This window comes from Bacillus sp. CH140a_4T, from assembly GCF_008923725.1.
Taxonomy (GTDB): domain Bacteria; phylum Bacillota; class Bacilli; order Bacillales; family Bacillaceae_G; genus Bacillus_A.
The window spans coordinates 243,318-259,275 of the sequence record NZ_WBPF01000019.1; the positions used below are offsets into that span (position 1 = coordinate 243,318).

General features: G+C 34.9%; 19 protein-coding genes and 1 riboswitch. Of the genes, 10 read left to right on the forward strand and 9 right to left on the reverse strand.

Annotated elements, in window-relative coordinates; genetic code table 11:
- Positions 1–620: 620 nt before the first annotated feature.
- The 4 genes from F8162_RS21420 to F8162_RS21435 form a co-directional block, all read right to left on the reverse strand.
- The gene (locus F8162_RS21420) at positions 621–977 is read right to left on the reverse strand and encodes a YxeA family protein (protein WP_151635500.1); all 357 of its coding nucleotides are present in this window, start codon (positions 975–977) and stop codon (positions 621–623) included.
- Between the two features lie 139 nt (positions 978–1,116).
- On the reverse strand, positions 1,117–1,953 hold the full coding sequence (locus F8162_RS21425; protein ID WP_144616137.1) for a YitT family protein: 837 nt from the start codon (positions 1,951–1,953) through the stop codon (positions 1,117–1,119).
- A gap of 117 nt (positions 1,954–2,070) precedes the next feature.
- On the reverse strand, positions 2,071–2,400 hold the full coding sequence (locus F8162_RS21430; protein ID WP_151635498.1) for a PH domain-containing protein: 330 nt from the start codon (positions 2,398–2,400) through the stop codon (positions 2,071–2,073).
- A gap of 146 nt (positions 2,401–2,546) precedes the next feature.
- On the reverse strand, positions 2,547–3,524 hold the full coding sequence (locus F8162_RS21435; RefSeq protein ID WP_151635496.1) for a LacI family DNA-binding transcriptional regulator: 978 nt from the start codon (positions 3,522–3,524) through the stop codon (positions 2,547–2,549).
- A 305-nt stretch (positions 3,525–3,829) separates the two neighbouring features.
- Here F8162_RS21435 and F8162_RS21440 point away from each other — a divergent pair, with 305 nt between their 5' ends.
- Positions 3,830–3,925 carry a DUF3948 family protein gene (locus tag F8162_RS21440; protein ID WP_001060010.1) on the forward strand — a complete coding sequence of 32 codons (96 nt, stop codon included), beginning with the start codon at positions 3,830–3,832 and terminating at the stop codon, positions 3,923–3,925.
- 73 nt (positions 3,926–3,998) lie between these two features.
- On the opposite strand, the gene F8162_RS21445 is transcribed toward F8162_RS21440, so the two are convergent.
- Positions 3,999–4,604, reverse strand: coding sequence for a lysophospholipid acyltransferase family protein (locus F8162_RS21445; RefSeq protein WP_000277785.1), 606 nt, complete (start codon positions 4,602–4,604; stop codon positions 3,999–4,001).
- Between the two features lie 336 nt (positions 4,605–4,940).
- Here F8162_RS21445 and F8162_RS21450 point away from each other — a divergent pair, with 336 nt between their 5' ends.
- On the forward strand, positions 4,941–5,036 hold the full coding sequence (locus F8162_RS21450) for a DUF3948 family protein (RefSeq protein ID WP_001060007.1): 96 nt from the start codon (positions 4,941–4,943) through the stop codon (positions 5,034–5,036).
- A gap of 60 nt (positions 5,037–5,096) precedes the next feature.
- On the opposite strand, the gene F8162_RS21455 is transcribed toward F8162_RS21450, so the two are convergent.
- Positions 5,097–5,237, reverse strand: coding sequence for a YrzO family protein (locus F8162_RS21455; RefSeq protein WP_061677922.1), 141 nt, complete (start codon positions 5,235–5,237; stop codon positions 5,097–5,099).
- A 21-nt stretch (positions 5,238–5,258) separates the two neighbouring features.
- Entirely contained in the window at positions 5,259–6,227 is a 969-nt protein-coding gene (locus tag F8162_RS21460) for a DMT family transporter (protein WP_151635494.1), read from the reverse strand.
- Between the two features lie 127 nt (positions 6,228–6,354).
- On the opposite strand from F8162_RS21460, the gene F8162_RS21465 reads away from it, so the two are divergent.
- Together F8162_RS21465 and F8162_RS21470 are read left to right on the forward strand one after the other, a co-directional pair.
- Positions 6,355–7,221: a LysR family transcriptional regulator gene (locus F8162_RS21465; protein ID WP_151635492.1), complete on the forward strand. Its 867-nt coding sequence runs from the start codon at positions 6,355–6,357 to the stop codon at positions 7,219–7,221.
- 255 nt (positions 7,222–7,476) lie between these two features.
- On the forward strand, positions 7,477–7,578 hold the full coding sequence (locus F8162_RS21470; protein ID WP_001060018.1) for a DUF3948 family protein: 102 nt from the start codon (positions 7,477–7,479) through the stop codon (positions 7,576–7,578).
- Between the two features lie 65 nt (positions 7,579–7,643).
- Here F8162_RS21470 and F8162_RS21475 read toward each other — a convergent pair whose 3' ends face one another.
- Positions 7,644–8,591, reverse strand: coding sequence for a helix-turn-helix transcriptional regulator (locus tag F8162_RS21475; protein WP_192797649.1), 948 nt, complete (start codon positions 8,589–8,591; stop codon positions 7,644–7,646).
- A gap of 133 nt (positions 8,592–8,724) precedes the next feature.
- Between F8162_RS21475 and modA the strand changes: the two genes are divergently transcribed.
- From modA to F8162_RS21490, 3 genes are all read left to right on the forward strand, one after another.
- Positions 8,725–9,531 carry a molybdate ABC transporter substrate-binding protein gene (gene modA / locus F8162_RS21480; protein ID WP_151635488.1) on the forward strand — a complete coding sequence of 269 codons (807 nt, stop codon included), beginning with the start codon at positions 8,725–8,727 and terminating at the stop codon, positions 9,529–9,531.
- 5 nt (positions 9,532–9,536) lie between these two features.
- On the forward strand, positions 9,537–10,211 hold the full coding sequence (gene modB / locus F8162_RS21485; RefSeq protein ID WP_151635486.1) for a molybdate ABC transporter permease subunit: 675 nt from the start codon (positions 9,537–9,539) through the stop codon (positions 10,209–10,211).
- Positions 10,212–10,511: 300 nt separating this feature from the next.
- Positions 10,512–11,363 carry a GRP family sugar transporter gene (locus tag F8162_RS21490; RefSeq protein WP_000353549.1) on the forward strand — a complete coding sequence of 284 codons (852 nt, stop codon included), beginning with the start codon at positions 10,512–10,514 and terminating at the stop codon, positions 11,361–11,363.
- A gap of 67 nt (positions 11,364–11,430) precedes the next feature.
- Here F8162_RS21490 and pnuC read toward each other — a convergent pair whose 3' ends face one another.
- Complete coding sequence (gene pnuC, locus F8162_RS21495; protein WP_151635484.1) at positions 11,431–12,081, reverse strand: nicotinamide riboside transporter PnuC; 651 nt, start codon at positions 12,079–12,081, stop codon at positions 11,431–11,433.
- 187 nt (positions 12,082–12,268) lie between these two features.
- On the opposite strand from pnuC, the gene proC reads away from it, so the two are divergent.
- From proC to F8162_RS21510, 3 genes are all read left to right on the forward strand, one after another.
- Positions 12,269–13,072, forward strand: coding sequence for a pyrroline-5-carboxylate reductase (gene proC, locus F8162_RS21500; RefSeq protein ID WP_151635482.1), 804 nt, complete (start codon positions 12,269–12,271; stop codon positions 13,070–13,072).
- A 1-nt stretch (position 13,073) separates the two neighbouring features.
- Positions 13,074–13,907 carry an aldo/keto reductase gene (locus F8162_RS21505; RefSeq protein ID WP_151635480.1) on the forward strand — a complete coding sequence of 278 codons (834 nt, stop codon included), beginning with the start codon at positions 13,074–13,076 and terminating at the stop codon, positions 13,905–13,907.
- 152 nt (positions 13,908–14,059) lie between these two features.
- A riboswitch (SAM riboswitch) is annotated at positions 14,060–14,164 on the forward strand.
- A gap of 132 nt (positions 14,165–14,296) precedes the next feature.
- A complete protein-coding gene (locus tag F8162_RS21510) occupies positions 14,297–15,937 on the forward strand; it encodes a peptide ABC transporter substrate-binding protein (RefSeq protein ID WP_151635478.1) in 1,641 nt (546 codons plus the stop codon).
- Positions 15,938–15,958 lie beyond the last annotated feature (21 nt).

Genomic DNA, 15,958 nt, shown 5'->3' on the forward strand with positions numbered 1-15,958 from the left:
CTACAGAAATCTTTAATTGGAAACTTCACTACTTCTTCTTTACGCATCCCATTCTTCTCCCTTCTTACTATATCCCTAATTATTTTTATCTATTTGTATTTATTATGCAAAAAATATGACAAATTTACTATCGAATTAACTTACGTAAACCTTACAATGTTGTAAGGTTTATAAAAAGGGCCTCATCTACATACAGATGAGGCTATTAAAAAGTAGTTGGTTTTTCATTCTTCATTACCATTACAAACAGAAAGTAATACAGTGAGACTTTCTAATTACACTATATAAAACTCGCCATCTTTTAACTATCGAATTACATTACAGAAGACTTACATGTTTGTAAGCTATGTGTAATGTAATTCGATAGTTTCTCTTACTTACATCTCATACAATAAAGTTAGCAAGTAAGCCAAATAAGAAGAACACTCACATAACCAAATTACATTGCTAGTAGCTACTCTTCTTATACCTTTCACTCATGCTACTACAATGTACCCCCTCCCCCTTTATATAATAAAAAAAGCCTTATTCCCTATAGACTAAGGCTTTTTTATGCACCTTAAAAATACCCATACCTAGTATTTTTGTTTTCGACAAAAAATAGGTAGGGGTATAATTCGCTATCTCATCGCTAAAAGTTTACTCTTTGCATTAATAGGAATATTTACTGCTTCAATTTCTTCAATTGCCTCGCCGTAACGTCCCTTTGCATACACCTTTAATGCTCCATCTCTCTTTAACATATGCTTAACAGTCTTCTTTATTTTTTGTTCTCTTCCACGTTCGTCAAATGCAATAAATTCATATTCATACCATTCATCACCAATATGCTGACCAATTGTATTCACAACCGTATAGTATTCTTTCGTCTTATAAAGTGGATTATATTTATCGATAACCGGTCCAAGTTTCGTAGGCAGTAACATTACTACTATCACTATCATCGCTATTAGAGTAGTGATCATTTTTTTCTTCATAATAAACATTCCTCCTCTGCAGGATATATATACATCCATTTTAAAAAGAAGGAATAAAATCTACTATTGAATCTCATTACATTACACTTACATTTTTGTAAGAATTAAAAAAAGGTGAACGAATTTACTCGTTCACCTTTTAGCTCGCTTTAAAGCCACCACCAAGTACATCACGTACATCGTGAATAACAACGAAAGCATCTTCATCTACTCGACTAATAACTTGCTTTAACTTAACAAGCTCTTGTTTATTAATAACAACATATAAAACTTCTTTATTTTTACCAGTATATCCGCCGCGTCCTTCTAATACAGTAACACCGCGCGTCATGTTTTTCGTAATAGCCTCACGTATTAAGTCTGGTTGATTTGAAATGATTGTAACAGCCGTTTTTGTATCCATTCCTTCTACAATGAAATCAATCACTTTTGCTCCGATGAATACTGCAACAAGTGTGTACATTGCTTTTTCTTGTCCTATTATAAATACAGAACCAGCAATTACAACAATATCAATAATAAGTACACCTTTACCAACGCTCCATCCTAAATATTGATTTGCTAACTGAGCTAAAATTGCCGATCCTCCTGATGTACCTCCAGCTTTGAACATACAACCTAATCCGACACCGACAAATAAGCCAGCGAATAGAGCCGCCAATAACGTATCACTATTTACATGATACTCAATATGTTCCGTAACATATAAAAACAAGGATGTTTCTACAATCCCTAAAATTGTATAAACCATCGTTTTCTTATCAAAAAATTTATAACCAATAGCTAGTAAGATTGCATTTATAGCAAAGTTCACAATCCCCGGCGACCAATCAAATAAATAGTACGTAACAACCGTTACACCAATAATTCCACCTTCTGATAAACGGTTTGGAATTGCAAAGTAATTAATACCAATTGCGAATAATAATGAACCAATTGTAATGAGTGTTATTTCCTTTATACGTTGATTAACCATAGTTCATACCTCCCCCCATTTGACATTGTATCACTATCTTCTAGAGGTTTAGAAGTTGTTTTTATCGCGCATTTTCCCCCTTAAAGATTGAGATATTATGTTTAAACAAAGGGGTGATTAATTATTCATATTTGCTCTAACTGTACGGACAAATCGCTCCACATTCCCCTTCTGAATATACTTAGCTCGAATGGTTTCATGATTACAAGTAAACTCGAAATGCGGACGAAAATCTATGCTATCTATATGCAAATATGAATAATCTTTAAATGTTGCAGGATAGTATGGAAATTCCCCGTAAAAAAGGAGACGTCTAGTAGTAGCAGCAAAAATCCCATGTTGATACGATAGCGTCAAATTATCCTTTTCAAATATCCCTACGACAAAAGCCAAAACCTTTTCATCATCTTCTATATACTTTTTCACACTCGATAAAAGTTCATTCATGCATATCCCTCCAAATACGATTTCGAAAAGAACCCATGGATTATTACAGACCGGTTTAACTCCTTTATAAAGTATGAAACGCGTTTCCTGTCAAAGATATTTCAAAAAAATAATCCGTTATGTGATTTACACATAACGGATTAAAACTAAACGGTAGAGCGTTCCACAAGTTCATATGGAATTTCCACCTTTTCCTGTTTAGAACTTTCATCACTTATTTGCCTGTAAAACATTTCAAAGGCCTTTTTACCTATTTCCTTTAAATTTTGATCAATGGTTGTAAGTTGTAACACTTGCGAAATAGGTTGATTATCAAAGCCAATAATCGCTAAATCCTCAGGAACTTGAATACCTAATTTTTCAGCTTCTGTCATAACCCCAATCGCAACTTCATCTCCTGCTACTATTAATGCTTCAGGAAGATGCTGCATCCCCTTTAATTTATGAGCCACTTTCACACCATCTTCTAATGTAAAACATTCTGTGAAAATCCATTCCTCATTCACTTCTTCATCTATAGATTGCAATTGCTGTTTATAAACATCAAAACGCTTTTGACTACTCGGTCCTAATTTCCTTCCCGTGCAATAGCCAATTTTTTTATAGCCTTTCTCAATCAAATAATCCATTCCTAATTGAAAAGCTGCTGAATGATTCGTATATACACTTGAAACATTTGAAATATCATTATCTTCACAAGCTACAATTGTTCCATAAGAAGCATACGGCTCTATCGTTTCCCATTCATTCGCACGAGAACAAATGATAAGGCCATCCAATTGTTTTGTTTTTAACATATGTAAACTTTTCATTTCTTCTTTTTTATTATAATTCGTTTGGCAAAGTAGCACTCTGTAATTACGAGCTAACGCTACCTCCATCATCCCGCCCACCATTGCATCAAAACATGGATGATTAATATACGGTAAAATCACACCAACGATATTCGTTTTCCCTTTTGATAAATGAACGGCATTTGCGTTTTGTGAGTAATTCAACTTCTCAACTATCTCTATAACCGCTTTCCTTTTTTCTTCACTTACATACGGATGATCGTTCAATACTCTCGAAACAGTCGTAACTGAAACTCCCGCCATCTTTGCAATATCTTTAATATTAGCCATACACTCACCTCTACTCTTAAATTAATAAATTCAATGAACATATGTCAAATCTTCTCATCATTACACCTTCATTCGTTTTTCTTACAAAAGTGTAATTTTCCTGTAAGCTAATTCGATAGTGACTCCCTGCTTTTTTTCATACAATTAAGTCAGAAACAAGGCAACAACTATTCGAAAAGGAGCGGATTCATATGATGAACAAAATGAAATCAAACAATTTTTTACATACAATGGGCATGGTATTTTCTGCTCTAATCGATGCTAAAGCTGTTGCTTCTACATTAAACAAGTAAGGAGAATTCATTATGAACAATATCACTTTTAACAAATTAGATTTTTTAGGGCTAGCTAGCGGATCAGTTCTTCTTACTGCTTTTATTTACGCCGCTACGCTTGTATAAATTTCGTGTCCCCTTTCCCCTTTATTATAAATAGCAATAGAAAAGACGACCGTCTATGCCCGGTCGTCTTTTCTTATTTTTGATTTGATTGCAAAGTTTCCTTTAGCTCATCAAACTTCTCATTTAATTGATCTGTCATCATTTTCATAGCTGTCTTTCGATCTATTTGTTCCTCAGCATCAATTTGAATTGGGTCTCCAAAAATCAATTGTGCCTTTTTCCCTTTTATTAATTCTTTTATACTTGATGGGCCAACATAAGCTGCCGGTACTAACGGGACATTAGAACGTAGCGCAATCGTAACAGCCCCAGCTTTTAATGAAACGTCTTCTGTTGATCGTGTCCCACTCGGAAAAATCCCTACTACTTTCCCTTCTTTTAATAGGCGTGACGGAATTTTGAGTGTACTCGGTCCTGGATTCGCACGATCTACAGGGAATGCATTCACATTTTTAAAGAACCAATTTTTGAACTTCCCTTCAAATAATTCTTTTTTCGCCATGTAATGAATTTGGGTCGGGTACATCCCTGTAGCTAACATTAATACATCCATAAAACTTGTATGTGTACACGCAACAACATATGGGCCACCTTCTGGTAACTTTTCTCTTCCTTGCACTTCTACTTTCCCAGCTGTTTTAAATATATATTTCAACAAAAATGTAATTGGTTTATACATTTGTTTCGTTCCTTTCTGAACATCCGAATTATAATCATTCTCTTACAATGATTATAACACTAAGTTTTAGGAGTTGGTAATAAAAATGAGTATTAATTGTTAAATTTCAATTCTTACAAAAGTGTAATTTTCTTGTAAGCTAATTCGATAGTTACTCCCCCCAATATTTCATACAATTAAGTCATAAAGAAACAACGACTATTCGAAAAGGAGCGGATCAATATGATGAACAAGATGAAAACGAACAATTTTTCAAATACAATGGGCATCGTATTTTCCGCTCTAATCGACGCAAAAGCTGTTGCTTCTACATTAAACAAGTAAGGAGAATTCATTATGAACAATATCACTTTTAACAAATTAGATTTTTTAGGATTAGCTAGCGGCTCTCTTCTTCTTACTGCTTTTATTTACGCTGCTACGCTTGTATAACTTTGTGTCCCCTTTCCCCTTTATATAGAAAAAGACGACCGTCTATGCCCGGTCGTCTTTTTAAATGTTTCTTTCTTTTAACTCTTTTAAAAGCTGTATCATTTCAGCTTGTTGTTTTATCTTCTTACGACCATTTCGGTTAATTGCTGCAAGCTCACAAGCAACTCCGACGGCAAAGAAAAACAATACACTTTCTAACATGTGAAATCCTCCAATTGCCTATTAAACAGCTTGGCGTAATTGCTCTTCTTGTAAAATCTTCTTATTTATATTCTCTTCTTTTCTCTGACAAACGTTATTGCGAATGAGTGCTGCGATAACAAGTAAAGTCCCTACAATATCAAACATCGTTATTTGATATCCTTGCATCATCATAATAATTAAAGTCGTAATAGGCACAAAGTTAATAAATAAAATACCATTAATAGATGATAAAATTTTCACACCGTAATTCCAAGCGAGTAACGCTACGATTCCCGGTAATGTCATCATAAACAATAAATCATATTTCACGATAGAAATCGTTCCCATGCTCGGAACCGATACATATCCAAGCGATGTAATGATTACGGTTATAATCCCTGTGACCGTCGTACCGAATACACACGTCAACGTAGAATAACGTAATGTTGACCAGTCGCTACACGTTTGACCACCCATCGTATAAATAACCCAACCTACAACTCCCACAAATATACACGCTAGTGAAAACATGTTATCTTTCAATGTTAAAAAGAAACTCATATCACCCTTCGTAATAACAAATACAGCTCCTACAAAAGCAATCATCATGCTCGTTATCATATACTTTTTCGGTTTCACATGCTTATATCCCCATAGAATACAAATAGAAATCATCGGCATAAGTGCTTCCATGATGGAGGCTACCATCACGCCCGGTTTTCCCATTAACATTTGACCTAAAAATATAAGTACATTATATACAGTAAACGCCATCGTTCCGAAAAAGACGAGTAACTTTCCTCTTCCCTCTAAACGAAATGCCTGTTTGCCTTCTTTCATTAACAACAATACAATCAGTACGATCGCTACCGCTCCATAGCGAATAAGCGAAAAATAAAATGGATCTATGTATTCTAACGCATGATCAGCAACCGGAAACATTGCTCCCCATGACATACTTGCAATTAAACACGCTAAAGCCCCTATTATCATTTGACCTTTTCTCACCACAATCCCCCACTTCTTTCTATTTGCACAAAGAGAATTGTAAAAGAAAAAATATATCACGTAAAATGATTCAAAATGATGTTAACTATCATTTATAATGATAGTTAACATCAAGGAGGATCATATTATGGAATTAAGAGATTTACAAATCTTCCAGAGCGTTGCCGACAAAGGTAGTGTAAGTAGCGCCGCAAAGGAATTAAATTACGTACAATCAAATGTAACTGCACGTATTAAACAACTAGAAAACGAGCTAAAAACACTGCTCTTTTATCGTCATAAACGAGGCATGACTTTAACAGCTGAAGGAAGAAAAATGCTCGTTTATGTTAATAAAATTTTGCAAGATGTTGATGAGCTAAAACAAGTATTTTTAGATAGTGAAACACCGTCTGGTATATTAAAAATCGGTACTGTCGAAACAGTAAGTACATTACCTACCATCTTATCTTCTTACTATAAACGCTATCCGAATGTCGATTTATCATTACAAGCAGGTCTAACAGAAGAATTAATTAGAGAAGTACTTGATCACCAATTAGATGGCGCTTTTATATCAGGCCCTATTAAACATCCACTAATTGAACAATACGATGTTAGTACAGAAAAATTAATGCTTGTAACACAAAATAAAGCTTTCCATATAGAAGAATTTACAACAACGCCTCTACTCGTTTTTAACCAAGGATGTGGATACCGTTCCAAACTAGAACGATGGCTGAAAGATGAAGGTTTGCTACCAAAAAGAATTATGGAATTTAATATATTAGAGACAATATTAAACAGTGTTGCACTCGGCCTTGGAATTACACTCGTACCACAGTCCGCTGTCCACCATCTTTCTAAGGCAGGTAAGGTGCATTGTCATGCAATCCCTGAAAAATACGGCAGTATTTCAACGGTTTTCATACGCCGTAAAGATAGCTATATGACGAATTCAATGCGTAGCTTTTTAAAAACAATTGAAGAGCATCATCATATTAATATGCTTTAACGGACATTCTTACACGAATGTCTTTTTTTCTTACAAAAGTGTAAGCCTTCCGTAAGCTAATTCGATAGTTACAGGCGATCATATTTCCTATAATTAAGACATAAAGCAGGGCAACAACAATTCGAAAAGGAGCGGATACGTATGATGAACAAAATGAAATCAAGCAATTTTTTAAATACAATGGGCATGGTGCTATCCGCACTTGTCGATGCAAAAGCCGTTGCAACTACATTAAACAAATAAGGAGAGATTATAATGAACAACATTACATTTAACAAATCAGACTTTATCGGACTTGCAAGTGGAGCGACTCTTCTTACAGCTTTCATTTACACACTTGCTCAAGGTCTTGTTTAATACTTTGTTTCCCCAAACCCCTTTATATATAGAAAAAGCTGCTTGTCTTATAGACAAGCAGCTTTTTAGTTTATTTCATATATAATTTGACCTGTTTTCGTCATATCATATCCGCCAATTGCTTTTAATTCATTATGAAATTCTTCCGATTGCAGAATATCTTTCACGACTTCGATCAGCCCTTCATTTTCTTTATTCTTCAAAATCACTAAATCATACTGTTCTTTCATGATTGGAACAAAGTCTACATTTACAATTTGTGAAAACTTTTCTGATCCTACTCCCACATCAGCTTTTCCATTCGCGACTTGTGTGGCAACACCAAGATGATTCGATTCTTCCCATTCATATCCACTAATACGTTCTTTATTTAAATTTTGAATGCGCAATTGTTCATCCACTAATACCCTAATGCCAGAGCCTTTTTCTCGATTTACAAATCGTATAGATGATTGGGATAAATCATCCCACGTTTTTATATTTTTAGGATTCCCCTTTTGCACATAAAACCCAACGTTCCTTGCTAATAAATTAATCATCGTACATGGTTGTCCAACTAAAATACGTTTTACGTAAGGAACATTATATGTACCCGTTTCGCCATCAAACAAATGCAAACTAACGATACTTCCTTCTCCTTGATACATCTTTACTAAACTCGTTAAACTACCTTGATATGCCCTTAATATATTTGAACTTGGCAGGCGATTTTCTATACGTTTCGCCAACATATCTAACGTTAGTTCTTGTCCGCTAATAATACATGTATTCAAGCCTCTACTATCTTCGCTCTTTACAGGAGTGCCTTGTATTTTCCCTGTTTTCATTTGCTTTATATATTGTTCTAAATCCGTTGCATCAATGCGCATCTGTCTACCAATTCTATAAGAAGGCAGTTCTCCTTTTTTAATTAGATCGTATACAGTTAATTTTGATACTTTTAATCGCTTCGCTACTTCTTCCGTTGTGTAGGAATGATGATCCATAGACGATTCCTCACTTTCTTCCTTCATTGTAACAAAGAAAAGAATATTTCTCCTATATTAAAAAACAACTACATCGTTCAAATTATATTCAATTATAACTAGTTATATTTAGTTATAATTAGATATAATTAAATATATCAAAACGAAAGGGGATCTTTTTATGAACAAGTTTACATTACGATCCATCGGAGCACTTATACTTTCTTTTCTTCTTATATTTAGCGTTGCATGCACAAGCGGAGATAAGAAAGAGAAATCAACTACTAAAGAAGGAAAAACAGCAGAACTTACTATATCGGCTGCTGCAAGCTTACAAGATGCACTAAAAGAAATTGAAACAAAATATAAAGAAAAAGAACCTAATATTAAACTTTCTTTTAACTTCGGTGCTTCTGGTGCACTTCAACAACAAATTGAACAAGGTGCACCTGCTGACTTATTCTTCTCAGCAGCCGAAGATAAATTCCAAACTCTTGTTAAAAAAGGATTCATTAATGAAAAAGAAGGGAAAAATCTTCTTGGAAATGAACTCGTTCTAGTCGTCCCAAAAGATAGTTCCCTTTCAAAAATTCAAGATTTAAAAGATGAAAAAATTAAGAAAATCGCACTTGGTACACCTGAATCAGTACCTGCGGGAAAATACGCAAAGGCTTCTCTCACACATGAAAACCTATGGAGTGACATTCAAAATAAAATCGTATTTACAAAAGATGTTCGCCAAGTGTTAACATATGTAGAAACAGGTAATGTCGATGCTGGTATTGTATACAAAACAGATGCTCTCATTTCAGACAAAGTAAAAATTGGCGAGACAGCGGCAGCTACTTCTCATGAGCCTATCCACTATCCATTAGGTGTTATAAAGGAATCTAAGCATAAGAAAGAGGCGACTTCATTTTATGAGTATTTGCAATCAAAAGATGCACAATCTATCTTTAAAAAATATGGATTTACAGTCCTATCATAATTGCCATGAGCTTTGATGCTATTTTGTCACCAATCTTTCTATCTTTACGAGTAGCTGCATGTGCCACCATTATCGTTACCATTTTAGGAACTATAATCGGACGAGCGCTAGCACGTTCCTCCTGGAGATATAAAGTAATATTAGAAACTATTTTCTTATTACCAATGGTGCTTCCGCCAACTGTAATCGGCTTTTTTCTCATTATCATTTTTGGAAACAATAGTCCCATTGGAATGTGGATAGAATCATTGTTTCAGCAGTCTATTATGTTCACATCTACTGCTGCGATCATTGCTTCTACAGTTGTTGCATTTCCGCTTATGTACCAATCAGCAAAAACAGGATTTTCTATCGCGAATGTACAAATTGAAGAAAGTGCTCGTGACCTTGGTGCAAGTGAATATCAAGTTTTTCTACACGTCACACTTCCGCTTGCATTTCCTGCCTTACTAAGCGGAATGATTTTGAGCTTTGTTCGTGCGCTCGGTGAGTTTGGTGCTACACTCATGTTTGCTGGGAACATTCCTGGTAAAACACAGACAATCCCAACTGCAATTTATATGGCGATTGATGCAAGTAATATGCAGCTCGCCTGGACACTTGTAGTTATCACTATTAGTATGTCGTTCCTATTTCTGCTATGTATTCAGCTTATTAATAAAAGAATTACTAACTTTTAAAGCAGCTTTTTTCGAAGCTGCTTATTTATTTCTTAGGAAATAAAATATACCACCGGGAAATAACTGAATTTTACCTCTTATTAAAATATACATTTTATTTGAATTCACTTTCTAAAATAGGCAATTTCCTGTTATTATATGGAGGTGTTTCAAAAAATGAAGAAATGAAAACGCATTTATATCGTGAATTCTTCATCCTGTTTTAGCGATCGGTAATCTTCTACTCTATTAGTGGGGCATTACCGATCGTTAGAACGATATGTAATTATATTGGTATAGGAAATCGAAGGGAGTCTTGTAATGGACATTTTATTAGCGCTTCTTCCTGCAATTGCATGGGGAAACATCTTATTAGTAAGCGTAAAAATGGGCGGTGGTGCATATAGCCAAACGGTAGGTATGACAATCGGTGCTCTATTCTTCGCAACAATTATGTATGTATTTACTCAACCAGCTTTAACAATGACAGTCTTGATTGTTGGTTTTATTTCAGGTTTATTCTGGGCTTTAGGACAAGTAAACCAATTAAAAACAGTTGAAAAACTAGGTGTTTCAACTACCGTAACAATTTCTACTGGTATGCAACTTGTTGCAACTTCTATCTTTGGAGTTATCGCTTTTCGTGAGTGGACTACTACAACAACGATTGTTCTGGGAACGATTGCAATCCTATTAATCGTAGTTGGTGTTGTATTCACATCATTAGATGACAAAGAAAATGCACAGCCACCAGGACAATTGAAAAAAGGACTCCTTACTTTAATTGTTTCTACTTTCGGCTACCTTGTATATGTAATTATTATTCGTTGGTATAATATCGATGGTTGGTCTGCTATTTTACCACAAGCAGTTGGTATGTTTGTTGGTGCGGTTGTACTGACGTCTAAACATAAACCATTTAACAAATATGCAATCCGTAATGCTTTATCTGGTTTACTATGGGGAACTGGAAACTTATTCTTACTTCTTTCATTACCACGTGTCGGAGTAGCAACAAGCTTCCCATTATCTCAAACTGGAATCGTTATCTCAACATTCGGTGCGATTGTCTTCTTAGGTGAAAAGAAAACAAAACGTCAATTGATCTTTATTGCACTAGGTAGTGTTTTAATTATCGGCGGCGCTGTATTGTTAGGTATGACAAAAGCATAAACTTATAATCTATTAAAAAACCCCTGAAGCATATGTGCTTCAGGGGTTTTTCACTTTTAATTATTTTTTAAATATAATTATTTACATGCCCTTGTCTTTTATAGTTGCTCTTCCACTCTAGTAAACCGGCTATACATATAAAGAGATTAATAACAGCTAATATTAGCATGACGTATAGACCTGTGGAAATATAAATCACAATGCTAATTACGTTATACAAAATCCATAAATACCAGTTTTCTAAAATTTTTCGGCTTAGCATAAATTGAGCTACTAATCCTAGTACAGCATTTAAAGCATCTAAATATGGACTTGTTGATTCTAAATAACGGATTTGATAGCAGCCCCAACCAATCCAAGCAACTAACATGAAGATTATATAAATCGTCCACTCTTTTATATTTAAACGAACTGTTGCTTTTACCTCTTCCTTCCCACTACGTGCAATCCAATAATACCAACCATATACATTAAATATAAATTGAAAGGCTGCTAATACTGCCATTGCATATAAACCTTGTGTAATGAAAATATATAGAAATACCGCAACCGTAATCATGCCAAACAAAAAATTAGATACCTTTTCCCTCGCTAATAACCAAACATTAATAATCCCCATAACCGATGCGAAAATTTCAATATAACTCGATTGAATATAAAATCCAACTAATACGCAAATGATACTAGAAATAAATAAAAAAAGTGGACTTTTAATCATGATCATCTCTCCCCAGATGTATAATAAATTCCCTATGACCAGTATAAGGAATAGCCCTTCCTTTTACTATAGATTTCCTCCTTATCGTTATCCATTCCACCTCCAGTAAGTCTTTTCTTTTTACAAAATTCTCTTAAAAATGGTATCGTTTTTTATAACATATCTCCACTAGAAAGGAATAGAGGATATGCTAACTAAACATCGAATTCTATTTATTGGTGCTGGTCGTATGGCAGAAGCTATATTTTCCGGATTACTTAAAACAAGCAAAGAATACATCGAAGAAATTATCGTTTCTAACCGAAGCAACGTAGAAAAGCTAGAACAATTACAAGCGCGATATAATGTGTCTACTGCAACAGATTGGAAGCAGCATGTTTCATCTGTTGATACGATTGTTTTAGCAATGCCACCTTCTGCACATGAAGAATTATTAGCAGAGTTATCTCCGTTACTATCGAATCAACTTGTCGTAACGGTAGCCGCTGGCATTGGTCCATCTTATTTAGAAGAAAGACTTCCCGAGGGAACACCTGTTGCTTGGATTATGCCAAATACAGCTGCTGAAATTGGAAAGTCTATCTCCTTATATACAATGGGACAATCAGTAAACGAGATGCATCAAGAAACCCTACAACTGCTTTTAAAAGGCATTGGTACTTCGCAACTTTGCACTGAGGAAGAAGTTCATCAGCTTACTGCCGTTACTGGAAGTGCACCAGCTTTCCTTTATTACTTTGCTGAAAGCTTAATTGAAGCAACAAAAAATTATGGAGTCGATGAAGCAACTGCCAAACACCTTGTCATTCAAATGATTTCTGGCTCTGCTTCTATGCTTGAACAAACGCAAGATCCAGCTAACCTCCGCGAACAAGTAACAACACCAGGTGGTTCCACGGCTGAGGGTCTCAAAGCTTTATATGAATATAATTTTTCAGAGGGAATTCAAAAAGCAGTAGAAGCAACAAACAAAAAAGCTAGGGGGAAATAATATGAATTTAACAAGTTTAAAAGACTATACAACATTACATAACGGTGTAAAAATGCCTTGGTTCGGTTTAGGTGTTTTTAAAGTAGAAGATGGTTCAGAAGTAATTGAATCTGTAAAAGCAGCAATTAAAAATGGCTATCGCAGCATTGATACTGCAGCAATCTATCAAAACGAAGAAGGCGTTGGACAAGCAATTCGTGAATCAGGTGTTTCACGTGAAGAATTATTTGTTACATCAAAAGTATGGAATAGCGATCAAGGATATGAAACAACACTTCAAGCATTTGAAACTACATTAGAGAAATTAGGTCTAGAATATTTAGATTTATATTTAGTACATTGGCCTGTAAAAGGGAAATATACTGAATCATGGAAAGCGTTAGAAAAACTTTATAAAGATGGCCGTGTTCGTGCTATCGGTGTGAGTAATTTCCACATTCACCACTTACAAGACGTATTTGAAATCGCTGAGATTAAGCCAATGGTCAACCAAGTGGAATACCATCCACGTTTAGCACAAGAAGAGCTACACGCTTTCTGTAAAGAACATAACATCCAGCTTGAAGCTTGGTCACCATTAATGCAGGGACAACTACTGGATAACTCAACATTACAAGACATTGCGACAAAATATAATAAATCAACTGCACAAATTATTTTACGCTGGGATTTACAAAATGAAGTTGTAACAATCCCTAAATCTATTAAAGAACATCGCATTATTGAAAATGCAAATATATTCGATTTTGAATTAAGTGCTGATGACATGAAAGCAATTCAAACTCTAAATGAAGATCGTCGCGTTGGTCCAGATCCAGATAACTTTAACTTCTAATAGAAAAACCACTGCCATATGCAGTGGTTTTTTTGTTAAAGAAAACTAAAAATTTAAACTATATATCATTCGGTTGACACTTCATTATCCAAGGTGTAAGATTTTGAATTATCAAAGAAACACAAAAATTAATAAAATTTATTCGTTTACTCATTGTATCAAGAGAGGTGGAGGGACTGGCCCTTTGAAACCTCGGCAACAGGTTCATTTTGAATACTGTGCCACTTCCTGCAAGCTTTATGCTTGAAAGATAGAATGAGGGACTTCGTTTATATACGGGTGCATAACTTGTACGTAAAAATCCCTCTTTCTCAATATGAAAAGAGGGATTTTTTATTTTTCATTTCCCTCATCATCATCCAAACTTAATTATTTAGGAGGAAAATCAAATGAAAAAGAAGTTTGTACCCGGTATTGCATCAGTTGTAGGAGTAAGTATTTTATTAACTGGTTGCGGTAGTTATAAAAACGAAGCAAGCGGAGCAAATGCAAAAGACGAGGCGCCTAGTAAACAGGTTTTAAACTTATCTTCCCCTACTGAAATACGAACAATGGATACAGCTCGTGCTACAGATACTGATTCTGGTCAAGTAATGAGAAACGTATTTGAAGGTTTGTATAATCTTGGTGAAGGTAACAAACCTGTCCCTGGTGTTGCAAAATCTCATGAAGTAAGTGGCGATAAAATGAAATACACATTCCACCTGCGAGATTCAAAATGGTCAAACGGCACTCCTGTTACAGCGAAAGACTTTGTCTTCGCTTGGCAAAGAGCTGTTGATCCAGCAACAGCCTCTGAATATGCATTTCTATTCTTTGATATTAAAAATGCATCAAAAATTAACAACAAAGAACTTCCAGCCGATCAACTTGGTGTAAAAGCAATTGATGACCATACGTTTGAGGTAGAATTAGAACGCCCTGTTCCGTACTTTATTAGCTTAACAGCGTTCCCAACATTTCTACCAATTAACGAGGAATTCTTTAAAGTACAAGGTTATAAGTACGCTTTAGAAGACAATACAATCTTGTACAACGGAGCTTTTACACTAAGCGATTGGAAGCACGAGCAAAGCTTTAAATTCAAGAAAAATCCTACCTATTGGGATAAAGATACTGTCAAACTGGAAGAAATCAATTTTAACGTCGTAAAAGAAAAATCTACAGAAGTAAATTTATTCGAGTCAAAACAATTAGACCGTATAAAACTAACATCTGACTTCGTTGATAAATATAAAAAATATGCCAACTTTAAAGAACGGCCGAACGTAGGGGTACAGTTTCTACGTATGAATCAACAAAATAAAGTACTTCAAAACGTTTCTGCACGCCAAGCCATCGATCAAACGATCGATCGAAAATCCTTTGTAAATACGTTATTAAATGACGGCTCTACACCAACCTCTAGTCTCGTGCCGAAAAACTTCGCAAAAGGACCTGACGGAACAGACTTCCGTACTGCAAACGGTGATTTAACAAAGGTTGATACAAAATCTGCACAAGAATTATGGAAAAAGGCGAAACAAGAACTTGGATCTGAAAAAATAACGTTAGAACTATTAACAAGTGACGGTGACCTTGAGAAGAAAACTGGTGAATTCTTAAAAGGACAACTAGAAAAGAATTTAGATGGCTTAACAGTAAAAATAAAACCGCAACCACGTAAACAACAAGTTTCACTTTTATTAAAAGGTGACTACGAAATTGGAATTGACGGCTGGAGCCCTGACTTTGCGGATCCAATTACATTCCTTGAGCTATTTACAACGAATAACCCTTATAACTTAGATCATTATTCTAATAAGGAGTTCGATGAAACAATAGCAAAAGTGAAAACAACTTTAGCCGGTGATGAAAAAGCTCGCTGGGAAGCATTACTAGCATCCGAGAAAATATTATTTAAAGACTCTGTTATCGCTCCTCTTTACCAAAAAGGCGAATCTTATTTAGAACGTTCTTATGTAAAAGGAATTGTGCAAGTAGACTTTGCAGGGCAATTAAACTTCAAGTGGGCAAAAATTGAAAAATAAAGTGAAACGTTAATCAGTGGG